At 70.8% G+C, this 14,898-nt stretch carries 10 protein-coding genes; 5 read left to right on the top strand and 5 right to left on the bottom strand.

The features are described 5' to 3' along the window. The first annotated feature begins 42 nt into the window (after window positions 1-42). Window positions 43-726 (top strand): TetR/AcrR family transcriptional regulator, encoded by a 684-nt coding sequence (locus KLK06_RS12505; protein ID WP_214635585.1) that lies wholly within the window; start codon window positions 43-45, stop codon window positions 724-726. On the opposite strand, the gene KLK06_RS12510 is transcribed toward KLK06_RS12505, so the two are convergent. Then, window positions 727-1,752: an MFS transporter gene (locus KLK06_RS12510; protein ID WP_214635586.1), complete on the bottom strand. Its 1,026-nt coding sequence runs from the start codon at window positions 1,750-1,752 to the stop codon at window positions 727-729. Between the two features lie 90 nt (window positions 1,753-1,842). Between KLK06_RS12510 and KLK06_RS12515 the strand changes: the two genes are divergently transcribed. Further along, window positions 1,843-2,676 (top strand): alpha/beta fold hydrolase, encoded by an 834-nt coding sequence (locus KLK06_RS12515; RefSeq protein WP_214635587.1) that lies wholly within the window; start codon window positions 1,843-1,845, stop codon window positions 2,674-2,676. On the opposite strand, the gene KLK06_RS12520 is transcribed toward KLK06_RS12515, so the two are convergent. Beyond that, window positions 2,651-3,748 (bottom strand): methyltransferase domain-containing protein, encoded by a 1,098-nt coding sequence (locus tag KLK06_RS12520; protein ID WP_308168217.1) that lies wholly within the window; start codon window positions 3,746-3,748, stop codon window positions 2,651-2,653. The genes KLK06_RS12515 and KLK06_RS12520 overlap by 26 nt on opposite strands. 241 nt (window positions 3,749-3,989) lie before the next feature. Between KLK06_RS12520 and KLK06_RS12525 the strand changes: the two genes are divergently transcribed. Then, entirely contained in the window at window positions 3,990-5,231 is a 1,242-nt protein-coding gene (locus tag KLK06_RS12525) for a cytochrome P450 (RefSeq protein WP_214635588.1), read from the top strand. A gap of 28 nt (window positions 5,232-5,259) precedes the next feature. Here the strand turns inward: KLK06_RS12525 and KLK06_RS12530 are convergent, their stop codons facing one another. Further along, complete coding sequence (locus tag KLK06_RS12530; RefSeq protein ID WP_214635589.1) at window positions 5,260-7,122, bottom strand: hypothetical protein; 1,863 nt, start codon at window positions 7,120-7,122, stop codon at window positions 5,260-5,262. A gap of 403 nt (window positions 7,123-7,525) precedes the next feature. On the opposite strand from KLK06_RS12530, the gene leuS reads away from it, so the two are divergent. Further along, window positions 7,526-10,012: a leucine--tRNA ligase gene (gene leuS / locus KLK06_RS12535; RefSeq protein WP_214635590.1), complete on the top strand. Its 2,487-nt coding sequence runs from the start codon at window positions 7,526-7,528 to the stop codon at window positions 10,010-10,012. Between the two features lie 42 nt (window positions 10,013-10,054). On the opposite strand, the gene KLK06_RS12540 is transcribed toward leuS, so the two are convergent. Next, entirely contained in the window at window positions 10,055-11,020 is a 966-nt protein-coding gene (locus tag KLK06_RS12540) for a TIGR03557 family F420-dependent LLM class oxidoreductase (RefSeq protein ID WP_214635591.1), read from the bottom strand. Between the two features lie 35 nt (window positions 11,021-11,055). Next, on the bottom strand, window positions 11,056-11,475 hold the full coding sequence (locus KLK06_RS12545; protein ID WP_214635592.1) for a hypothetical protein: 420 nt from the start codon (window positions 11,473-11,475) through the stop codon (window positions 11,056-11,058). 128 nt (window positions 11,476-11,603) lie between these two features. On the opposite strand from KLK06_RS12545, the gene KLK06_RS12550 reads away from it, so the two are divergent. Beyond that, a complete protein-coding gene (locus tag KLK06_RS12550) occupies window positions 11,604-14,780 on the top strand; it encodes a S41 family peptidase (RefSeq protein ID WP_214635593.1) in 3,177 nt (1,058 codons plus the stop codon). Window positions 14,781-14,898: the final 118 nt, after the last annotated feature.

Genomic DNA, 14,898 nt, shown 5'->3' on the forward strand with positions numbered 1-14,898 from the left:
TGTAGCCACTGCCGTACGATGGCGTCCAGAGGGGGTGGCCGGATGTCTCTGGTGTGGAATCGCGAGCCGTACTCGCCCAAGCGGCAGGCGATGAGCGTCGAGCGCGTGGTGCGTACCGCGATCGGGATCGCCGACGCGGAGGGCCTCGACGCCCTGTCGATGCGCAGGGTGGCGGCCGAGCTGAAGTCGGGCACCACCTCCCTCTACCGCTACGTCGCCAACCGCGACGAACTGCTCGACCTGATGGCCGACGCGGTGTGGGGTGAGGACCCGCCGCAGGAGGTCAGCGGTGACTGGCGAGCCGATCTGGCCGAGGTGGCGCGCCGGCAGCGGTCGACGCTGCTGCGCCACGGCTGGCTCGGCGCGCTGATGACGAGCAGGCCCTCGCTCGGCCCCAACTCGCTACGCCGCTTCGACGCGGCGCTGCGGGCCGCCGGTGCCCTGACCCCCGACATCACGCGGGCCTCCGCGGTCATGGCGCTGATCAGCGACTATGTGCTGGGGGCCGTGGCCAGGGAGCTGGCCGAGCAGGAGGCGAGCCGCCGTACGGGGATGACCGAGCAGGAGTGGCGGGCGAGCATCGCGCCGTACATCCGGGAGGTCGTCGCGAGCGGTGACTATCCGGAGTTCGCCAGGAGCGTGGTGGAGGCCGACGACCTGGACTTCACCGATCAGTTCGAGTTCGGGCTGCGCTGTCTGCTGCGGGGGGTCGAGGAGACCGGCTGATCAGCGGGCCGGCCAGTGCCACCGGCAGCAGCGCAGCCCGAACATGATCGGTGTCCACCGGTTCGCGGCCGGTATCGCCATCACGAGCAGCGCGCCCGCGATCAGCGCCGGGCCGGTCGCGATGAGCACGCCCATCGGCCAGCGGTGCAGCACCCGGCCGATCGCCACCGGCCCGATGACGGCCGCCACGCTGAAGGCCAGGAACCGCACTCCCGCCTCTACGGGCGTCGCCTCGAGCGGCCCTTGGACGTACAACGTGAGATAGGTGAACGCGCCGAGCAGCGCGGCCAGCATGAGCAGTGTCGTGCCCGACCCGACCGCGAACACCCGGTTCCTGAAGAGCCCGAAGTCGACCATCGGGTTACGCAGCCGCAGCTCCACGAGCACGAACGCGGCCAGCAGCACCAGCCCCGCCACCAGCAGCCACGGCAGGTCGTGGATGAGCGCCGGGATGATCGCGAACAGCGCCGCGCTGATCAGCACGATGCCCAGCGGATCGAGATGGCCCGCGCCCCGCGACTCCTCGACCCGCTGCCGCAACGCGACCAGTACGAACACGCCGATGGGCAGGTTGATCAGGAAGATGGCCCGCCAGCCGAACCCCGCAGTCAACGCGCCGCCCACCACCGGGCCCAGCGTCATCGCCAGCCCCGACACCGCGCTGAAGATGCCGAGCGCCTTGCCGCGTTCCGGGCCCTCCGGATAGACCGAGGCGATCAGCGGCGTCGTCGTGCCGTAGAGGGCCGAAGCGCCCAGGCCCTGCACGCCCCTGGCCAGGTCGAGCAGTGGCGCGCTCGGGGCCAGGGCGCACGCCAGGGAGGCCAGGGTGAAGATGGTCACGCCGATCGCCAGCAGTTTGCGCCGGCCGTACCGGTCCGCCAGGACTCCGGCCGGCAGCAGGACGGCGGCCAGCGTGAGCGCGTAGGCGTCGACCACCCACTGCACCTCAGGCAGGCTCGCCCCCAGATCGGAGCGGATGGCGGGCAGGGCGATCGTCACAGCCGTCAGGTCGACGACCACGAGCACGATAGTGAGAGAAGCGAGCGCTAACACCCAACCTCGTCGCATAGGTGAAGTGGTACTCCAACCGAGAGCCGAATGCTAGGTTTCGCAGTCATGGAGATCAGAACTGTCCACGCCAACGGGGTGGAGTTCGCGTATCTGACCGTAGGGGAGGGGCCCCTGGCCCTGTGCCTGCACGGCTTCCCCGACACGGCCCACACCTGGCGCCACCTCCTGCCGGCCCTGGCCGAGCGTGGCTACCGCGCGGTCGCGCCGTTCATGCGCGGCTACGCTCCGACCGAGATCCCCGCCGACGGCGCCTACGAGGGCGGCGCGCTCGTCGCCGACGTCCGGGCCCTGCACGAGGAGCTGGGCGGCGACTCCGCCGCGGTGCTCGTCGGCCACGACTGGGGCGCGTTCCCCGTCTACGCGACCGCCGACCGCTTCCGCAAGTCCGTGGCCATGGCCGTGCCGCCGGCCGCCGCCCTGGGAGCCGGGTTCCTGGAGTACGAGCAGCTCAAGCGCTCGTTCTACGTCTTCCTCTTCCAGACCGGCCTGGCCGAGACGGCGGCCGCCGCCCCCGGCTTCCTGGAGGGGCTCTGGCGCGACTGGTCGCCCGGTTACGACGCCCAGCAGGACCTGGAGTTCGTCCGCCAGAGCATCGGCGAACCGGCGAACCTGGCCGCGGCCATCGGCTACTACCGGGCGATGCTCGGCACCACCCCGCCCACCGGCCGCTACCCGGCGCCGGAGCCCGCGACCACCGGGCCGATCCTCTACCTGCACGGGACACTGGACGGCTGCCTCTCGGCCGACCTGGTCAAGGACGCGCAGAGCCACCTGCCCGACGGATCGCGGACCGAGCTGGTGGCCGGCGCGGGCCACTTCCTTCACCTCGAACAGCCCGCGGAGGTCAACCGGCTCATCCTCGACTGGCTGACCTCCTGAGGACCGCGATGACCGGATGACGCCCTGAAAGGGTGAGGTGAACCATCCTGTTCACCGTGAATCCGGGCGGCTGCCAGGGCTCCGGAAGGAGCGCCACGACGATGCCGCCGACGGCCAGGACGCGGTGGATCTCGCGCCACAGGCGGGCGGGGTCGCGGCGGAGGCGGCCGGTAGGGGCCACCTGACGGTCCCAGGGCGGGTTCACCAGGACCCGGTCCACGCTGCCACCCGGCAGGGGAATCCGGCCCGCGTCGGCCACACTCCAGGCGATGGCGCGCGCCACGCCCCGGGCGGCCAAGCCGAGCGCCGCGTCTCGGGCGGCGTTGGCGGCGGCGATGTGGACGGCGTGCGGGTCGTGGTCGAGGCCTAGGAGGCGGGTGCGCGGCGCGAGCGCGCGTGCCTCGATGAGCGTCGTACCGGCTCCGCAGCAGGGGTCGAGCACCGTGGCGGCGCGGTCGAGCCGCGCCAGCCCGGCCATGGCGGCGGCCACCGGTGGATGCAGCGTGCCCGGGATCGACTCCGTCTTGTACGACCTGCGGTGCAGCGGCCTTGCGGGCACGCGCAGCGCGATGACCGCCTGCTCGCCCTCCACCGTGACCCGCCAGGCCATCGAGCCCTCGGGCGGCACCCGGCCGTCGCGGCGCGAGTGGTACGCCAGGCCCGCCGGCCGGGCGAGTTCGGCCCCGACGGCGTCCTCGATGTCGAACCGGCTGTAGTTCCGCCGCCCGACGAACGACGCCGACACCTCCACCCCGCCGTCCCGCACTCCGTACGGACTCCCGGTGATCCGCTGGGCGAGTTTCGTCAGGCTCTCGGCGTCGAGCTCGCGAGCGGCCCGTGTCAGGCGCGTCAGGGACTCCTTGTCGCGTCCGGCCCCCTCCACGACGGCCGCCACCAGCAGCACGTCGTCGGCCATCCGCAGCTCGAGCAGCTCGGGCCCCGGATCGGCCGGCTCGAACCACACCTCACGGTGGCGCACCCCGCGCACCACCCCGAGCCCGGCACGTCGGATCTCCGCGGCCACCAGGGGCTCGATGCCACGCACCGCCCTGGCCACGGCAAGCGTATGCACGTGTCCTTCTCCCACGTCGCGACCCGGGACGGCGGCCGGCCGTCCCGCATCACCGGCGGTGGGTCATCCGCGACCCGCCGGCGGGTCGCTAGCGCAGGAAGAAGAAGAACGTCATGAGCTCACGCTATAGATCAACCGCCTGCCGAGGCGACTGATTTTCCGCGCGCGCCCGCCGCCGCAGACGTACGGTGTACTTCGATCACGTTGACGTGTGTAGGCCGCTATCCGAATGATGGTGTTCATGGACGTGCTTGACTTCGACCTGTCGGACCGTGAGTTCTGGGCCAAGCCGATGGCGGAGCGGAAGGAGGCCTTCGACCGGCTGCGGGCGCGAGATACACCGGCCTTCTTCGCCGAGCCCGTGGTCGACTTCGCCCCGCAGGGCCCCGGCTACTACGCGCTGGTCAAGCATGCAGACATCCTGGAGGCCAGCCGCAATCCGGAGGTCTTCTCCTCGGGCAGCGGCGGCGCCACGAACATCCTCGACATGCCCGCCGAGTTCGCCGAGTACTTCGGCTCGATGATCAACATGGACGACCCCCGGCACGCCCGCCTCCGCCGGATCGTCTCCCGGGCCTTCACCCCCAAGATGATCAAGCAGTTCGAGGCGGACGTGGACACCGCGGCCGCCAAGATCGTGGACGACCTGCTGGTCACGGGTCCGGGCTGCGACTTCGTCGCCGAGGTCGCCGCCCGCCTGCCCCTGAAGATCATCTGCGACATGATGGGCATCGCCGAGCGCGACTACCAGTTCGTCTACGACCGCTCGAATCTCATCCTGGGCGGCTTCGACCCCGAATACACCGGCGGCGACGTCAGTCAGGTGGTCCCGCGCCTGCTCAACGCCGGCGCGGAACTCCAGCAACTCGTCCAGGACCTGGCCTCCTACCGCGCCGACCACCCCACGAACGACCTGACGTCCTCCCTGGTCAACGCCAACATCGACGGCGAACGGCTGACGTTGCAGGAGCTCGGGTCGTTCTTCATCCTGCTGGTGGTGGCGGGCAACGAGACCACCCGCAACGCCATCTCGTACGGCCTGCGCCTGCTCACCAACAACCCCGACCAGCGCGCGCTCTGGCTGGCGGACATCGAGGGCCGGGCGCCGGGGGCCGTGGAGGAGATCGTCCGGCTCGGCTCGCCGGTGAACTTCATGCGCCGCAAGGTGACCAGGGACTTCGAGATGAACGGCCACCTGTACCGGGAGGGGGAGAAGGTGGTGATGTTCTACTGGTCGGCCAACCGCGACGCGTCCGTCTTCGAGGACCCCGAGCGGTTCGACATCACCCGCTCGCCCAACCCGCACGTGGGATTCGGCGGGCCGGGGCCACACTTCTGCCTGGGGGCGCACCTGGCCCGGCGGGAGATCACGGTGATGTACCGCGAACTGCTCCGCCGGGTGCCGGACATCGAGGCGGGCAAGCCGGACCGCCTGTACTCCAGCTTCATCAACGGCATCAAGCGCCTGGAGTGCACCTTCTAGTCACGTCCCGGTCCCCGGGATCCGGGGGTCAGGACGTGGGGGTGACCTTGAGCTGCTTGATGATCGTGTTGACGTCGGGCAGGAGCTGCTTGCTGGTCGACGGGATCGACATGTAGACGATCGCCGGTACGTCCTTGCCCGTGTTGATCGCGGCCGTGATGATGGTGGCCTTCTCGGTGCCCGAGGTGAGGGCGTAGGCGATGACGCGGCCCGAGGACTGGCCGATCTTGAGCGGCTGCTGGGCGATCTTGCGGACCTTGTTGTCCGCCGGGAAGAAGCGCTTGCGGGCGTTCAGCACCACCTGCTTGATCACCGGCTCCAGGTCGTCCTCGCTGGTGAACGAGGACGCCATCTTGGCCGGGAGCGGACCCGTGAGGATCTGGGCGGAGGTGTTGGTGCCCGTCACGACGTACTGGCGGGTGTCGAAGCCGTACGTGGTCTTGACGGTGGCGCGCTGGTCCTGCTGCCAGGTGCCGCCGAGGCGCGGGACCGTGATGCCGGCCGTGGGGTTGGCGACCGTGCCCAGCACGGGGGCGGCCTTGCCGGACCACCGCGGCAGGCGGGGGATCGAGCTCGTCGTCTTGGTGGGGGCGGAGCTGGGCGACGAGCTGGACTTGGCGTTGGCGGCCGCGCTGCTGCTGGCGGTCGGCTTGTCGGCGGCCAGGGGGCCGGCGAGGAACGCCCAGAGGACGGCGCCGACCAAGGCGATGGCCACCGAGCCCGCGAGGGCGTAGATCCAGATGGGCTTGCCGGGGCTGTCGTCCAGTGACTCCGGTTCGCCCATCCCCTGGTAGTCGTCGCCGAAGACGGTGTTCCAGAGCTCCTGCTGGCGCTCGGGCGGCGGGGTGCGGGAGCCGCTGATCTGGCCGGCCGTCACGAACCGGTGTTCCGGGTCGGACGGGTCGCGGCTCAGGTTGGCGCCCGGCCTGCCGTGCTCGGCCTGGTGGTTCTCGGCGCCCGGCGCCTGAGGCGGCGCCTGGCCCGGCGCCTGACCGAAGGCGACCAAGCGGTCGTCCGGGGCGGGCGCGGAACGCGGCACCGCACGCTCGTCCAGGGGAGTGCCGCCCCGCCGGCTGTCCAGCGGAGTGACGTTGCCCCGCGGGCCGTCCAGCGGGGAGCCGGAGCGGGGCCCGCCGCGGTCGTCGAAGCCAGGCTGCGGCCCGCCGCGGTCGTCGAAACCGGGCTGCGGCCCGCCGCGGTGGTCGAAGTCGGACCGGGGTGCCCCCCGGTCGTCGAAGCCGGGGCGCGGTCCACCGCGGTGGTCGAAGTCGCCGCGTGGCGCCCCCCGGTCGTCGAGCGGCGTGCCGGGCCGTGGGTTGCCCCGGTCGTCCTGGGGTGGGTACGCGCGCTCGCCGAGAGGATTCGGGAACTGGTGGTACGCCGTGGGCTGGTTGTCCGGAGAGCCCTGGCCATAGGAGACCGTGCGCTCCAGCGGGTCACCGGGACGCGGCTGGGGCCGGGAGTCGGGATGTCCGAGGTTCGACCAGGCGTTTGACGCAGGTGGCGCCTCGGACCAGGCGGGAGCGCCGGCGTCCGGCCGGGACTGCGGCGGCCCCTGCGGCGGCGGGAAGCCCTGCCGCGAGGGGTCGGGCCACGACGGTGCGGATTGCGCGGGGTCGGGCCAAGAGGGCGCCGACTGCGCGGGGTCGGGCCAGGACGGCGCCGACTGTGATGGATCGGGCCACGACGGCGCGGATTGCGCGGGGTCGGGCCACGAAGGCTGCGACTGTGCCGGGTCCGGCCATGGTGACTGACCGGCTCCGCTCCGTGAGGAGTCGGGCCATGACGTGTCCTGCCGAGGCGCCTCGGGCCAGGATGTCGGCACCTCCGGCTGTGGCGCCTCGGGCCAGGACGGTGGCAGATGGGGTGCTCCGGAATTCTCCGTTGCCATTGCTGCCGTACCTCCCGAGGTTATGTCCGGATTTGACGCATCCGGCATGATCTCACGCGAGACCAGGGGTTTCGCAGTAAAACGCGCGAAGCCGTGCGGATCCGTCGGTGGGTCCTGCATGGGCAGGCCACCTTCTGGATGTTCTGGCTCAACTAGGTACACCACGGCGACGACAGTATTCTAATGGGACATTAGAGGTCACAACGGATAGATCACCATCGGGTCTCACCAGACCAGAAGAGTCCATTGTGCCCACTAGGCCGGATCGATGGCCCGCATTCAGCCGAAGAGGTGCGCTAGGCTTGACCTATGCGTTCCGCGACCCTGCTTCTTAGCGGGCCGCGACGGCTCTGACATCTCGCCGTCGCGGCTGCCCCTCGTTGTGCGCACGAGGGGTTTTCTTATGGGTCCGACACAATCCAAAAGGACAACCGCCGTGAGTGAGTACAACCCGCAGGCGCTGCAGGCCAAGTGGCAGCAGCGATGGGAGGAGCAGGACCCGTTCCGGGCCAGCGAGGACGCCGCCGACACGCGTGAGCGGCGCTACATGCTGGACATGTTCCCCTACCCTTCCGGTGACCTCCACATGGGCCATGCCGAGGTGTTCGCGATCGCCGACGTGGTCGCGCGCTTCTGGTTCCAGCAGGGCTACAACGTCCTGCACCCGATCGGCTGGGACTCCTTCGGCCTGCCGGCCGAGAACGCCGCCATCAAGCGGAACGCGCACCCCGCCGAATGGACTTACGCCAACATCGAGACGCAGGCCAACTCGTTCAAGCGCTACGGCATCTCCTTCGACTGGTCGCGCCGCCTGCACACCAGCGACCCCGACTACTACCGCTGGAACCAGTGGCTGTTCATCCGCTTCTTCGAGCGCGGCCTGGCCTACCGCAAGGGCGGCCTGGTCAACTGGTGCCCCAACGACCAGACCGTGCTGGCCAACGAGCAGGTCGTGGCGGGCAAGTGCGAGCGCTGCGGCGCCGACGTGATCCGCCGTGAGCTGACCCAGTGGTACTTCAAGATCACTGACTACGCGCAGCGGCTGCTGGACGACATGCAGCAGCTGGACGGCTGGCCGGAGCGCCTGCTGACCATGCAGCGCAACTGGATCGGCCGGTCCGAGGGCGCCGATGTGCTCTTCGAGATCGAGGGTCGCGAGGAGCCGGTCCACGTCTACACCACGCGGCCCGACACGCTGTTCGGCGCGACGTTCTTCGTCGTGGCCGTCGACGCGCCGCTGGCCGACGAGATCGTCACGGACGAGCAGCGCGCGGCGTTCGAGGCGTACCGCACCGAGTCGGCCAAGCTGAGCGACATCGAGCGGCTGTCCACCGACAAGGAGAAGAGCGGCGTCTTCCTGGGCCGCTACGCGATCAACCCGGTCAACGGCGAGCGCATCCAGGTCTGGGCGGCCGACTACGTGCTGTCCGACTACGGCCACGGCGCCATCATGGCCGTGCCCGCCCACGACCAGCGCGACCTGGACTTCGCGCTGAAGTTCGGGCTGCCGGTGAAGGTCGTCGTGCACACCGGACTGGCCGACCCGGGCGAGACCGGCCAGGCCACGCCGGGCGAGGGCAAGCTGGTCAACTCCGGTCCGCTGGACGGGCTGACCAAGACCGAAGCCATCTCCAAGATCATCGAAGTGCTGGAGGCCGACGGCAGGGGCACGGGCGCGATCAACTTCCGGCTGCGCGACTGGCTGCTGTCCCGGCAGCGCTACTGGGGCACGCCGATCCCGATCATCCACTGCCCCGACTGCGGCGAGGTGCCCGTCCCCGACGATCAGCTGCCGATCACGCTGCCCGACCTGCGCGGCGAGGCCCTGTCGCCGAAGGGCGTGTCTCCGCTGGCCAGCGCCACCGACTGGGTCAACGTCGAGTGCCCCAAGTGCGGCGGTCCCGCCCAGCGCGACACCGACACGATGGACACCTTCGTCGACTCGTCCTGGTATTTCCTGCGCTACACCTCACCCGGCTACACCGAGGGCCCGTTCGACGTCGAGCAGGTCCGCAAGTGGGGCCCGATCGACCAGTACGTCGGCGGCATCGAGCACGCGGTGCTGCACCTGCTGTACTCACGGTTCTTCACCAAGGTGCTGCACGACATGGGCATGCTCGACTTCACCGAGCCGTTCCTGCGCATGCTGAACCAGGGCCAGGTGATCAACGGCGGCAAAGCCATGTCGAAGTCCCTGGGCAACGGCGTGGACCTGGGCAAGCAGATCGACGACTTCGGCGTCGACGCGGTCCGCCTGACCATGGTGTTCGCCGGTCCGCCCGAGGAGGACATCGACTGGGCCGACATGTCGCCGGCCGCGTCACAGAAGTTCCTGGCCCGCGCCTTCCGCGTGATGACCGAGGTGGCCAGTGAGCCCGGCGTGCCGTTCGAGGGCGGCGACGTCGAGCTGCGCAAGGTCACCCACCACACGATCGACGAGGTCACCAGGCTGGTCGAGTCCCAGCGCTTCAACGTGGCGATCGCGCGCATGATGGAGCTGACGTCGGCGGCCCGTAAGGCCATCGACTCGGGTCCCGGTGCCGCCGACCCCGCGGTCCGCGAGGCGGCCGAGACGCTGGCCGTCATGCTGTCGCTGGTGGCCCCCTACACCGCCGAGGAGGGCTGGGAGCGCCTGGGCCACAAGGGTGGCGCCGGCGTCGGCCGGGCCGGCTGGCCCACCGCCGATCCCGCGCTGCTGGTGCAGGAGTCGGTGACCGCCGTCGTCCAGGTGGCCGGCAAGGTGCGCGACCGCCTGGAGGTGTCGCCCGGCATCTCGGAGGCCGACCTGAGGGCGCTGGCCCTGGATTCGGAGAAGGTCCGCCCCTACCTGACGGGCGAGCCGCGCAAGGTGATCGTGCGGGCGCCGAAGCTGGTCAACATCGTCCCCTGACGAGCCGGACTCAGCGGCGACGCGCGCGACGCGGGGCGCGGCTCAGAGGCGGCGCAACGCGGGCAGCAGTTCCTTCTCGGCCCAGCCGAAGAAGGGCTGCTGCTGGTCGTGGCCGATCTGTACGAGCGCGACGTGCGTGTAGCCGGCGTCGGTGTACTTCTTGACCGCCTCGACCACCGCGTCCACGTCGTCGCCGCACGGCACGCTGGCGGCGACGTCCTCGGGCCGTACATAGTCGGCGTAGGCGGCGAAGTTGACCGGCCCCGGTAGCTCGGCCATGACCTTCCACCCGGCCGCCGACCAGCGCCACAGCCGGTGGGCCCGCTCCTTGGCCGCCTCCGCGTCGGTGTCGTACGCGATGGCGAGCTGCCCGTACACCGGCTTGCCCGACCCGCCGAGCGCGGTGAACTGATCCACCACCTCCGGCAGCGGCTCATTGATGATCAGCAGGTCGCCGAGCTCGGCGGCGAGGTCCGCCGACTGACCGCCGGAGGCCGCGATGCCGATCGGCACCGGGCGCTCGGGCAGGTCGTAGAGCTTGGCCGAGTCCACGTTGTAGAACTCGCCCTGGTAGGTGACATAGTCGCCGGAGAACAGCTCCTTGATGATCTGGACGGCCTCGCGGAACATCCGGTGCCGGGTGTTGACCGGGGGCCAGCCCTCGCCGATCACGTGCTCGTTCAGGTTCTCGCCGGCGCCCAGCCCCAGCGTGAACCGGCCATCGCTGAGCACGCCCATCGTGGCGGCCTTCTGCGCGACCACGGCCGGGTGGTACCGCATGATCGGGCACGTCACATAGGTCATGAAGGGCAGCCGCTCGGTGGCGTTCGCCACGGCGCCCAGGACCGACCAGGCGTAGGCCGCGTGCCCCTGCTCCTCGACCCAGGGGAAGTAGTGGTCGGAGATGACCGCGTAGTCGAATCCGGTTCGCTCGGCCGCGGCCGCGTCGTCCACGAGTTGCCGGGCCGGAGTCTGCTCGCACATCAGGGTGTATCCGATTTCTGCCATGGTGTGCCGCCTACCCGGGTTCGCGGACGTTAACTTCAACGTTGGGTCAGCTCATCCACCACCAGGCCCAGCCCGATGCCCAGCAGCCAGATGTCCTTGGCGATGCCGATCCCCTGCTCCGAGGGGCGCAGACTGCCCTCTTCGCGCAGCCCCGGCATCTTGAGGTAGAAGCCGAGCAGCCCGCCGGCGAACGCGGTGAGCGCCGCCCCCGCGACCAGCGACGGCACCATCGGGATCAGCAGCGCGGCCCCCACGGCGATCTCCGCCTTCGAGAACAGCCCCACGAACGTCTCGGGGTCGTGCTCGCCCAGGAACGGGAAGGCCGTGGCCGCCATGCCGTGCACGCCGGTCGCGGTCTCCCGATCGGCTTTGGCCTTGGACAGCCCGGAGTTCAGGATGTACACCCCTGCGGCCACGCGAGGCGGCCACTGATAGGCGCGGGCGAAGATCTTCATGATTCCTCCCGAAACCGAAGTCGCGTTCGGGTCTTGCCCCTTACCATCCATCACACGCGTCCGGTGACCGGCCTTGACCAAGACTTCAAGGGCCGCCCTCACGGCCGGACGCGCACTAGTGTGCTGCTGTGACAACTGGCGCATACCTGAGATATCCACATCTGCACGGTGACCTGGTCACCTTCGTCGCCGACGACGATGTCTGGCTGGCACCCGTCGCGGGCGGACGGGCATGGCGGTTCACCGCCGACCGCACGCCCGTGTCGTTCCCCAGGTTCTCGCCCGACGGCGCCCGCATCGCGTGGACCAGCCATCGTGAGGGACTGCCCGAAGTGTTCGCCGCCGAGCTCGACGGGGCCGAGGGCGAGCGGCTGACCCACTGGGGCAGCGCGACGACCGGCTCGCGCGGCTGGACCGCCGGTGGGGATGTGCTCGCGGTCAGCGCGGCGGGCGAGGGCGGGCGCACCAGGACCTGGGCGTACGCGGTGCCGCTCGACGGCGGCCAGGCGGTGCGCCTGCCGTACGGGTGGGTGAGCGACGCCGCCGTCAGCGGGGACCGGGTCGCGACCGTCTCCTCGATCTGGCGCGAGCCGTCACAGTGGAAGCGCTACCGGGGCGGTACGGCGGGCAAGCTCTGGGTCGACGCCGACGGGAGCGGTGAGTTCGCCCGGCTGTTCGCCGACAGCGACGCACAGCACTGGTCGGCCATGTGGGTGGGCGACCGCGTCGCCTTCCTGGCCGACGTCGACGGCACCGGCAACGTGTACTCGGCCCTGCCCGACGGGTCCGGCCTGCGCAAGCACACGGGGCACGACGAGTTCTACGCCCGCCACGCCTCGACCGACGGGGAGCGGGTGGTCTACAGCCATGCCGGCGATCTGTGGCTGCTGGACAGTCTCGACGGCGAGCCGTACAAGCTGGAGGTCAAGCTCGGCGGGCCGCGCCCGGCTCGCGCGCGGCGACCGGCGCCGGCTCGCGTCGGCGGGTTCTCGCCGGACGAGACCGGCCGGGCGAGCGCGGTCGAGATCCGCGGCACCGCCCACTGGGTGACCCACCGCGACGGGCCCGCGGGCGCGTTGCGGGTGGAGCCCGGGGTCCGGGTACGGCTGCCGCGCGTGCTCGACGCCGACGGCCGGGCGGTCTGGGTGTCGGACGCCACCGGCGAGGACGGCCTGGAGATCGGCACGCCCGGCGGCGAGATCCGCACCCTGGCGGCAGGAGAGCTGGGCCGGGTGCTCCAGTTGGCCGCCTCGCCGGACGGCAAGCACGTGGCCGCCGCCACGCACGACGGGCGGCTGCTGGTCATCGACCTCGAATCCGGAAATGTCCGGGAATTGGATCGCACGACGCAGGGCGACGTCAGCGGGCTGACGTTCTCGCCGGACTCGTCCTGGCTGGCCTGGGTGCACCCGCACGACGAGCGGCTGTCGCAGATCAGGATGGGCCGCCTCGACGGGACCTCCGTCATCGACGTGACGCCGCTGCGGTTCGCCGACTATGACCCGGTGTTCACCAGGGACGGCAAGCATCTGGCGTTCCTGTCGGTGCGGACGTTCGACCCGATCTACGACGCGCACGTGTTCGACCTGTCGTTCCCGGCCGGCTGCCGGCCGTACATCGTGCCCTTGCAGGCGACGACGCCCTCACCCTTCGACCCGAGCCTGCAGGGGCGCGGGTTCAACGGCGAGGACGACAAGCCCGCCTCGGCCTCGGCCTCGGAGGAGAAGAAGGGCTCGGAGAAGAAGGACGCCGAGCCGCCGCGTACCGAGGTGGACGCCGAGGGGCTGGCCTCGCGGGTGGTGCCCGTGCCTGTCCCGGCGGCGCACTATCGCAACCTGCGTACCGCCAAGGACGCCCTGATCTGGCTGCGCCACCCCGTCGCCGGTCAGCTCGGCGACGGCACCGACGCGGCGGCCGAGACCGTCCTCGAACGCTACGACCTCAAGAAGCGCGCCAAGTCTGAGCTCGGCAAGGAGACGCGCGCCTTCGAGGTGAGCGGCGACGGCACCAGGCTCGTCCTCAACGGCAAGAACGGCCTGCAGACCCGCGCCAGCGGTGAGGGCGACGAGGTCGTCACCATCGACCTCGACCGGATCACGGTCCAGATCGACCCGATCGCCGAGTGGCGGCAGGGCTACGCCGAGGCCGGGCGGCTGATGCGCGACCACTTCTGGCGCGCCGACATGAACGGCGTCGACTGGCAGGGCGCGCTCGACCGCTACGCGCCGCTGGTCGAACGGATCGGCGCCTACTCCGAGCTCATCGACCTGCTCTGGGAGGTACAGGGCGAGCTGGGCACCTCGCACGCCTACGCCCGCGCCAGCGGCGGATCCTACGACCCGCGCCGCCGCCAGGGCCTCCTCGGCGCCGACATCACCCGCGACCCGGAAGGCGTCTGGCGCGTCGAGCGGATCCTGCCCGGCGAGTCGTCCGACCACGACGCGCGCTCGCCGCTGCTCGCGCCGGGCGTCGCCGTGCGCGTGGGCGACGCGATCGTGGCGGTGGGCGGCCGGCCCGTCGATCCCGTACGCGGTCCGCTGGCCGCCCTGTCCGGCACGGCCGGCCAGCCCATCGAGCTGACCGTACGACCGGCGTCGGGCGGCGAGACACGCCGGGTGGTGGTCACCCCGATCTCGGACGAGACGCAGCTGCGCTACCACGACTGGGTGGAGGGCCGCCGGGCCTACGTCAGGGAGGCGTCGGACGGCCGGCTCGGCTACCTGCACGTACCCGACATGGTGGCCTCCGGGTGGGCGCAGTTCCACCGTGACCTGCGTACGGAGATGGCCCGCGAAGGGCTGGTCGTGGACGTACGCGAGAACGGCGGCGGGCACACCTCCGAGCTCGTCCTGGAGAAGCTGTCCCGCCGGGTCTCCGGCTGGGCGCACGCGCGCGGCTACGAGCCGATGCGCTACCCGGAGGACTCGCCGCGCGGCCCGATCGTGGCCGTCACCGACGAGTTCGCGGGCTCGGACGGCGACATCGTCAGCGCGGGCATCAAGAACCTGCGGATCGGTCCGCTGGTGGGCACCCGGACGTGGGGCGGGGTGATCGGCATCGACTCGCGGTACTCGCTGGTGGACGGGACCCTGGTGACCCAGCCCCGCTACTCGTTCTGGCTGGCGGGTCAGGGCTGGGGCGTGGAGAACTACGGCGTCGACCCCGACATCGAGGTGATCATCACGCCGCAGGACCGGGTGGCCGGCCGCGATCCGCAATTGGAGAAGGCGGTCGAACTCGCGCTCGCCGCCCTGACCGAGAACCCCGCGGCCATGCCTCCCGACCTGCCGCCCCTCCCGGCCTGATCAGCACGTCGTGGTGGGTCCCGCGGGACCCACCGTGATCAAGGGAGACGTCGCCGAGGAGGTCGCCGCGCTCAAGGCCGAGGAGGGCGGCGACCTGCTGATCTACGGGCGCCATCGT

Origin of the sequence: Nonomuraea sp. NEAU-A123, from assembly GCF_018603905.1 — a bacterium.
In the GTDB taxonomy this organism is placed as follows: Bacteria; Actinomycetota; Actinomycetes; order Streptosporangiales; family Streptosporangiaceae; genus Nonomuraea.

Bases quoted from the DNA above. Each gene is read 5' to 3' on its own strand.
- KLK06_RS12505 (WP_214635585.1), top strand. From the start codon at position 43: ATGTCTCTGGTGTGGAATCGCGAGCCGTACTCGCCCAAGCGGCAGGCG.
- KLK06_RS12515 (WP_214635587.1), top strand. From the start codon at position 1,843: ATGGAGATCAGAACTGTCCACGCCAACGGGGTGGAGTTCGCGTATCTG.
- KLK06_RS12525 (WP_214635588.1), top strand. From the start codon at position 3,990: ATGGACGTGCTTGACTTCGACCTGTCGGACCGTGAGTTCTGGGCCAAG.
- KLK06_RS12530 (WP_214635589.1), bottom strand. From the start codon at position 7,122: ATGGCAACGGAGAATTCCGGAGCACCCCATCTGCCACCGTCCTGGCCC.
- leuS (WP_214635590.1), top strand. From the start codon at position 7,526: ATGGGTCCGACACAATCCAAAAGGACAACCGCCGTGAGTGAGTACAAC.
- KLK06_RS12540 (WP_214635591.1), bottom strand. From the start codon at position 11,020: ATGGCAGAAATCGGATACACCCTGATGTGCGAGCAGACTCCGGCCCGG.
- KLK06_RS12545 (WP_214635592.1), bottom strand. From the start codon at position 11,475: ATGAAGATCTTCGCCCGCGCCTATCAGTGGCCGCCTCGCGTGGCCGCA.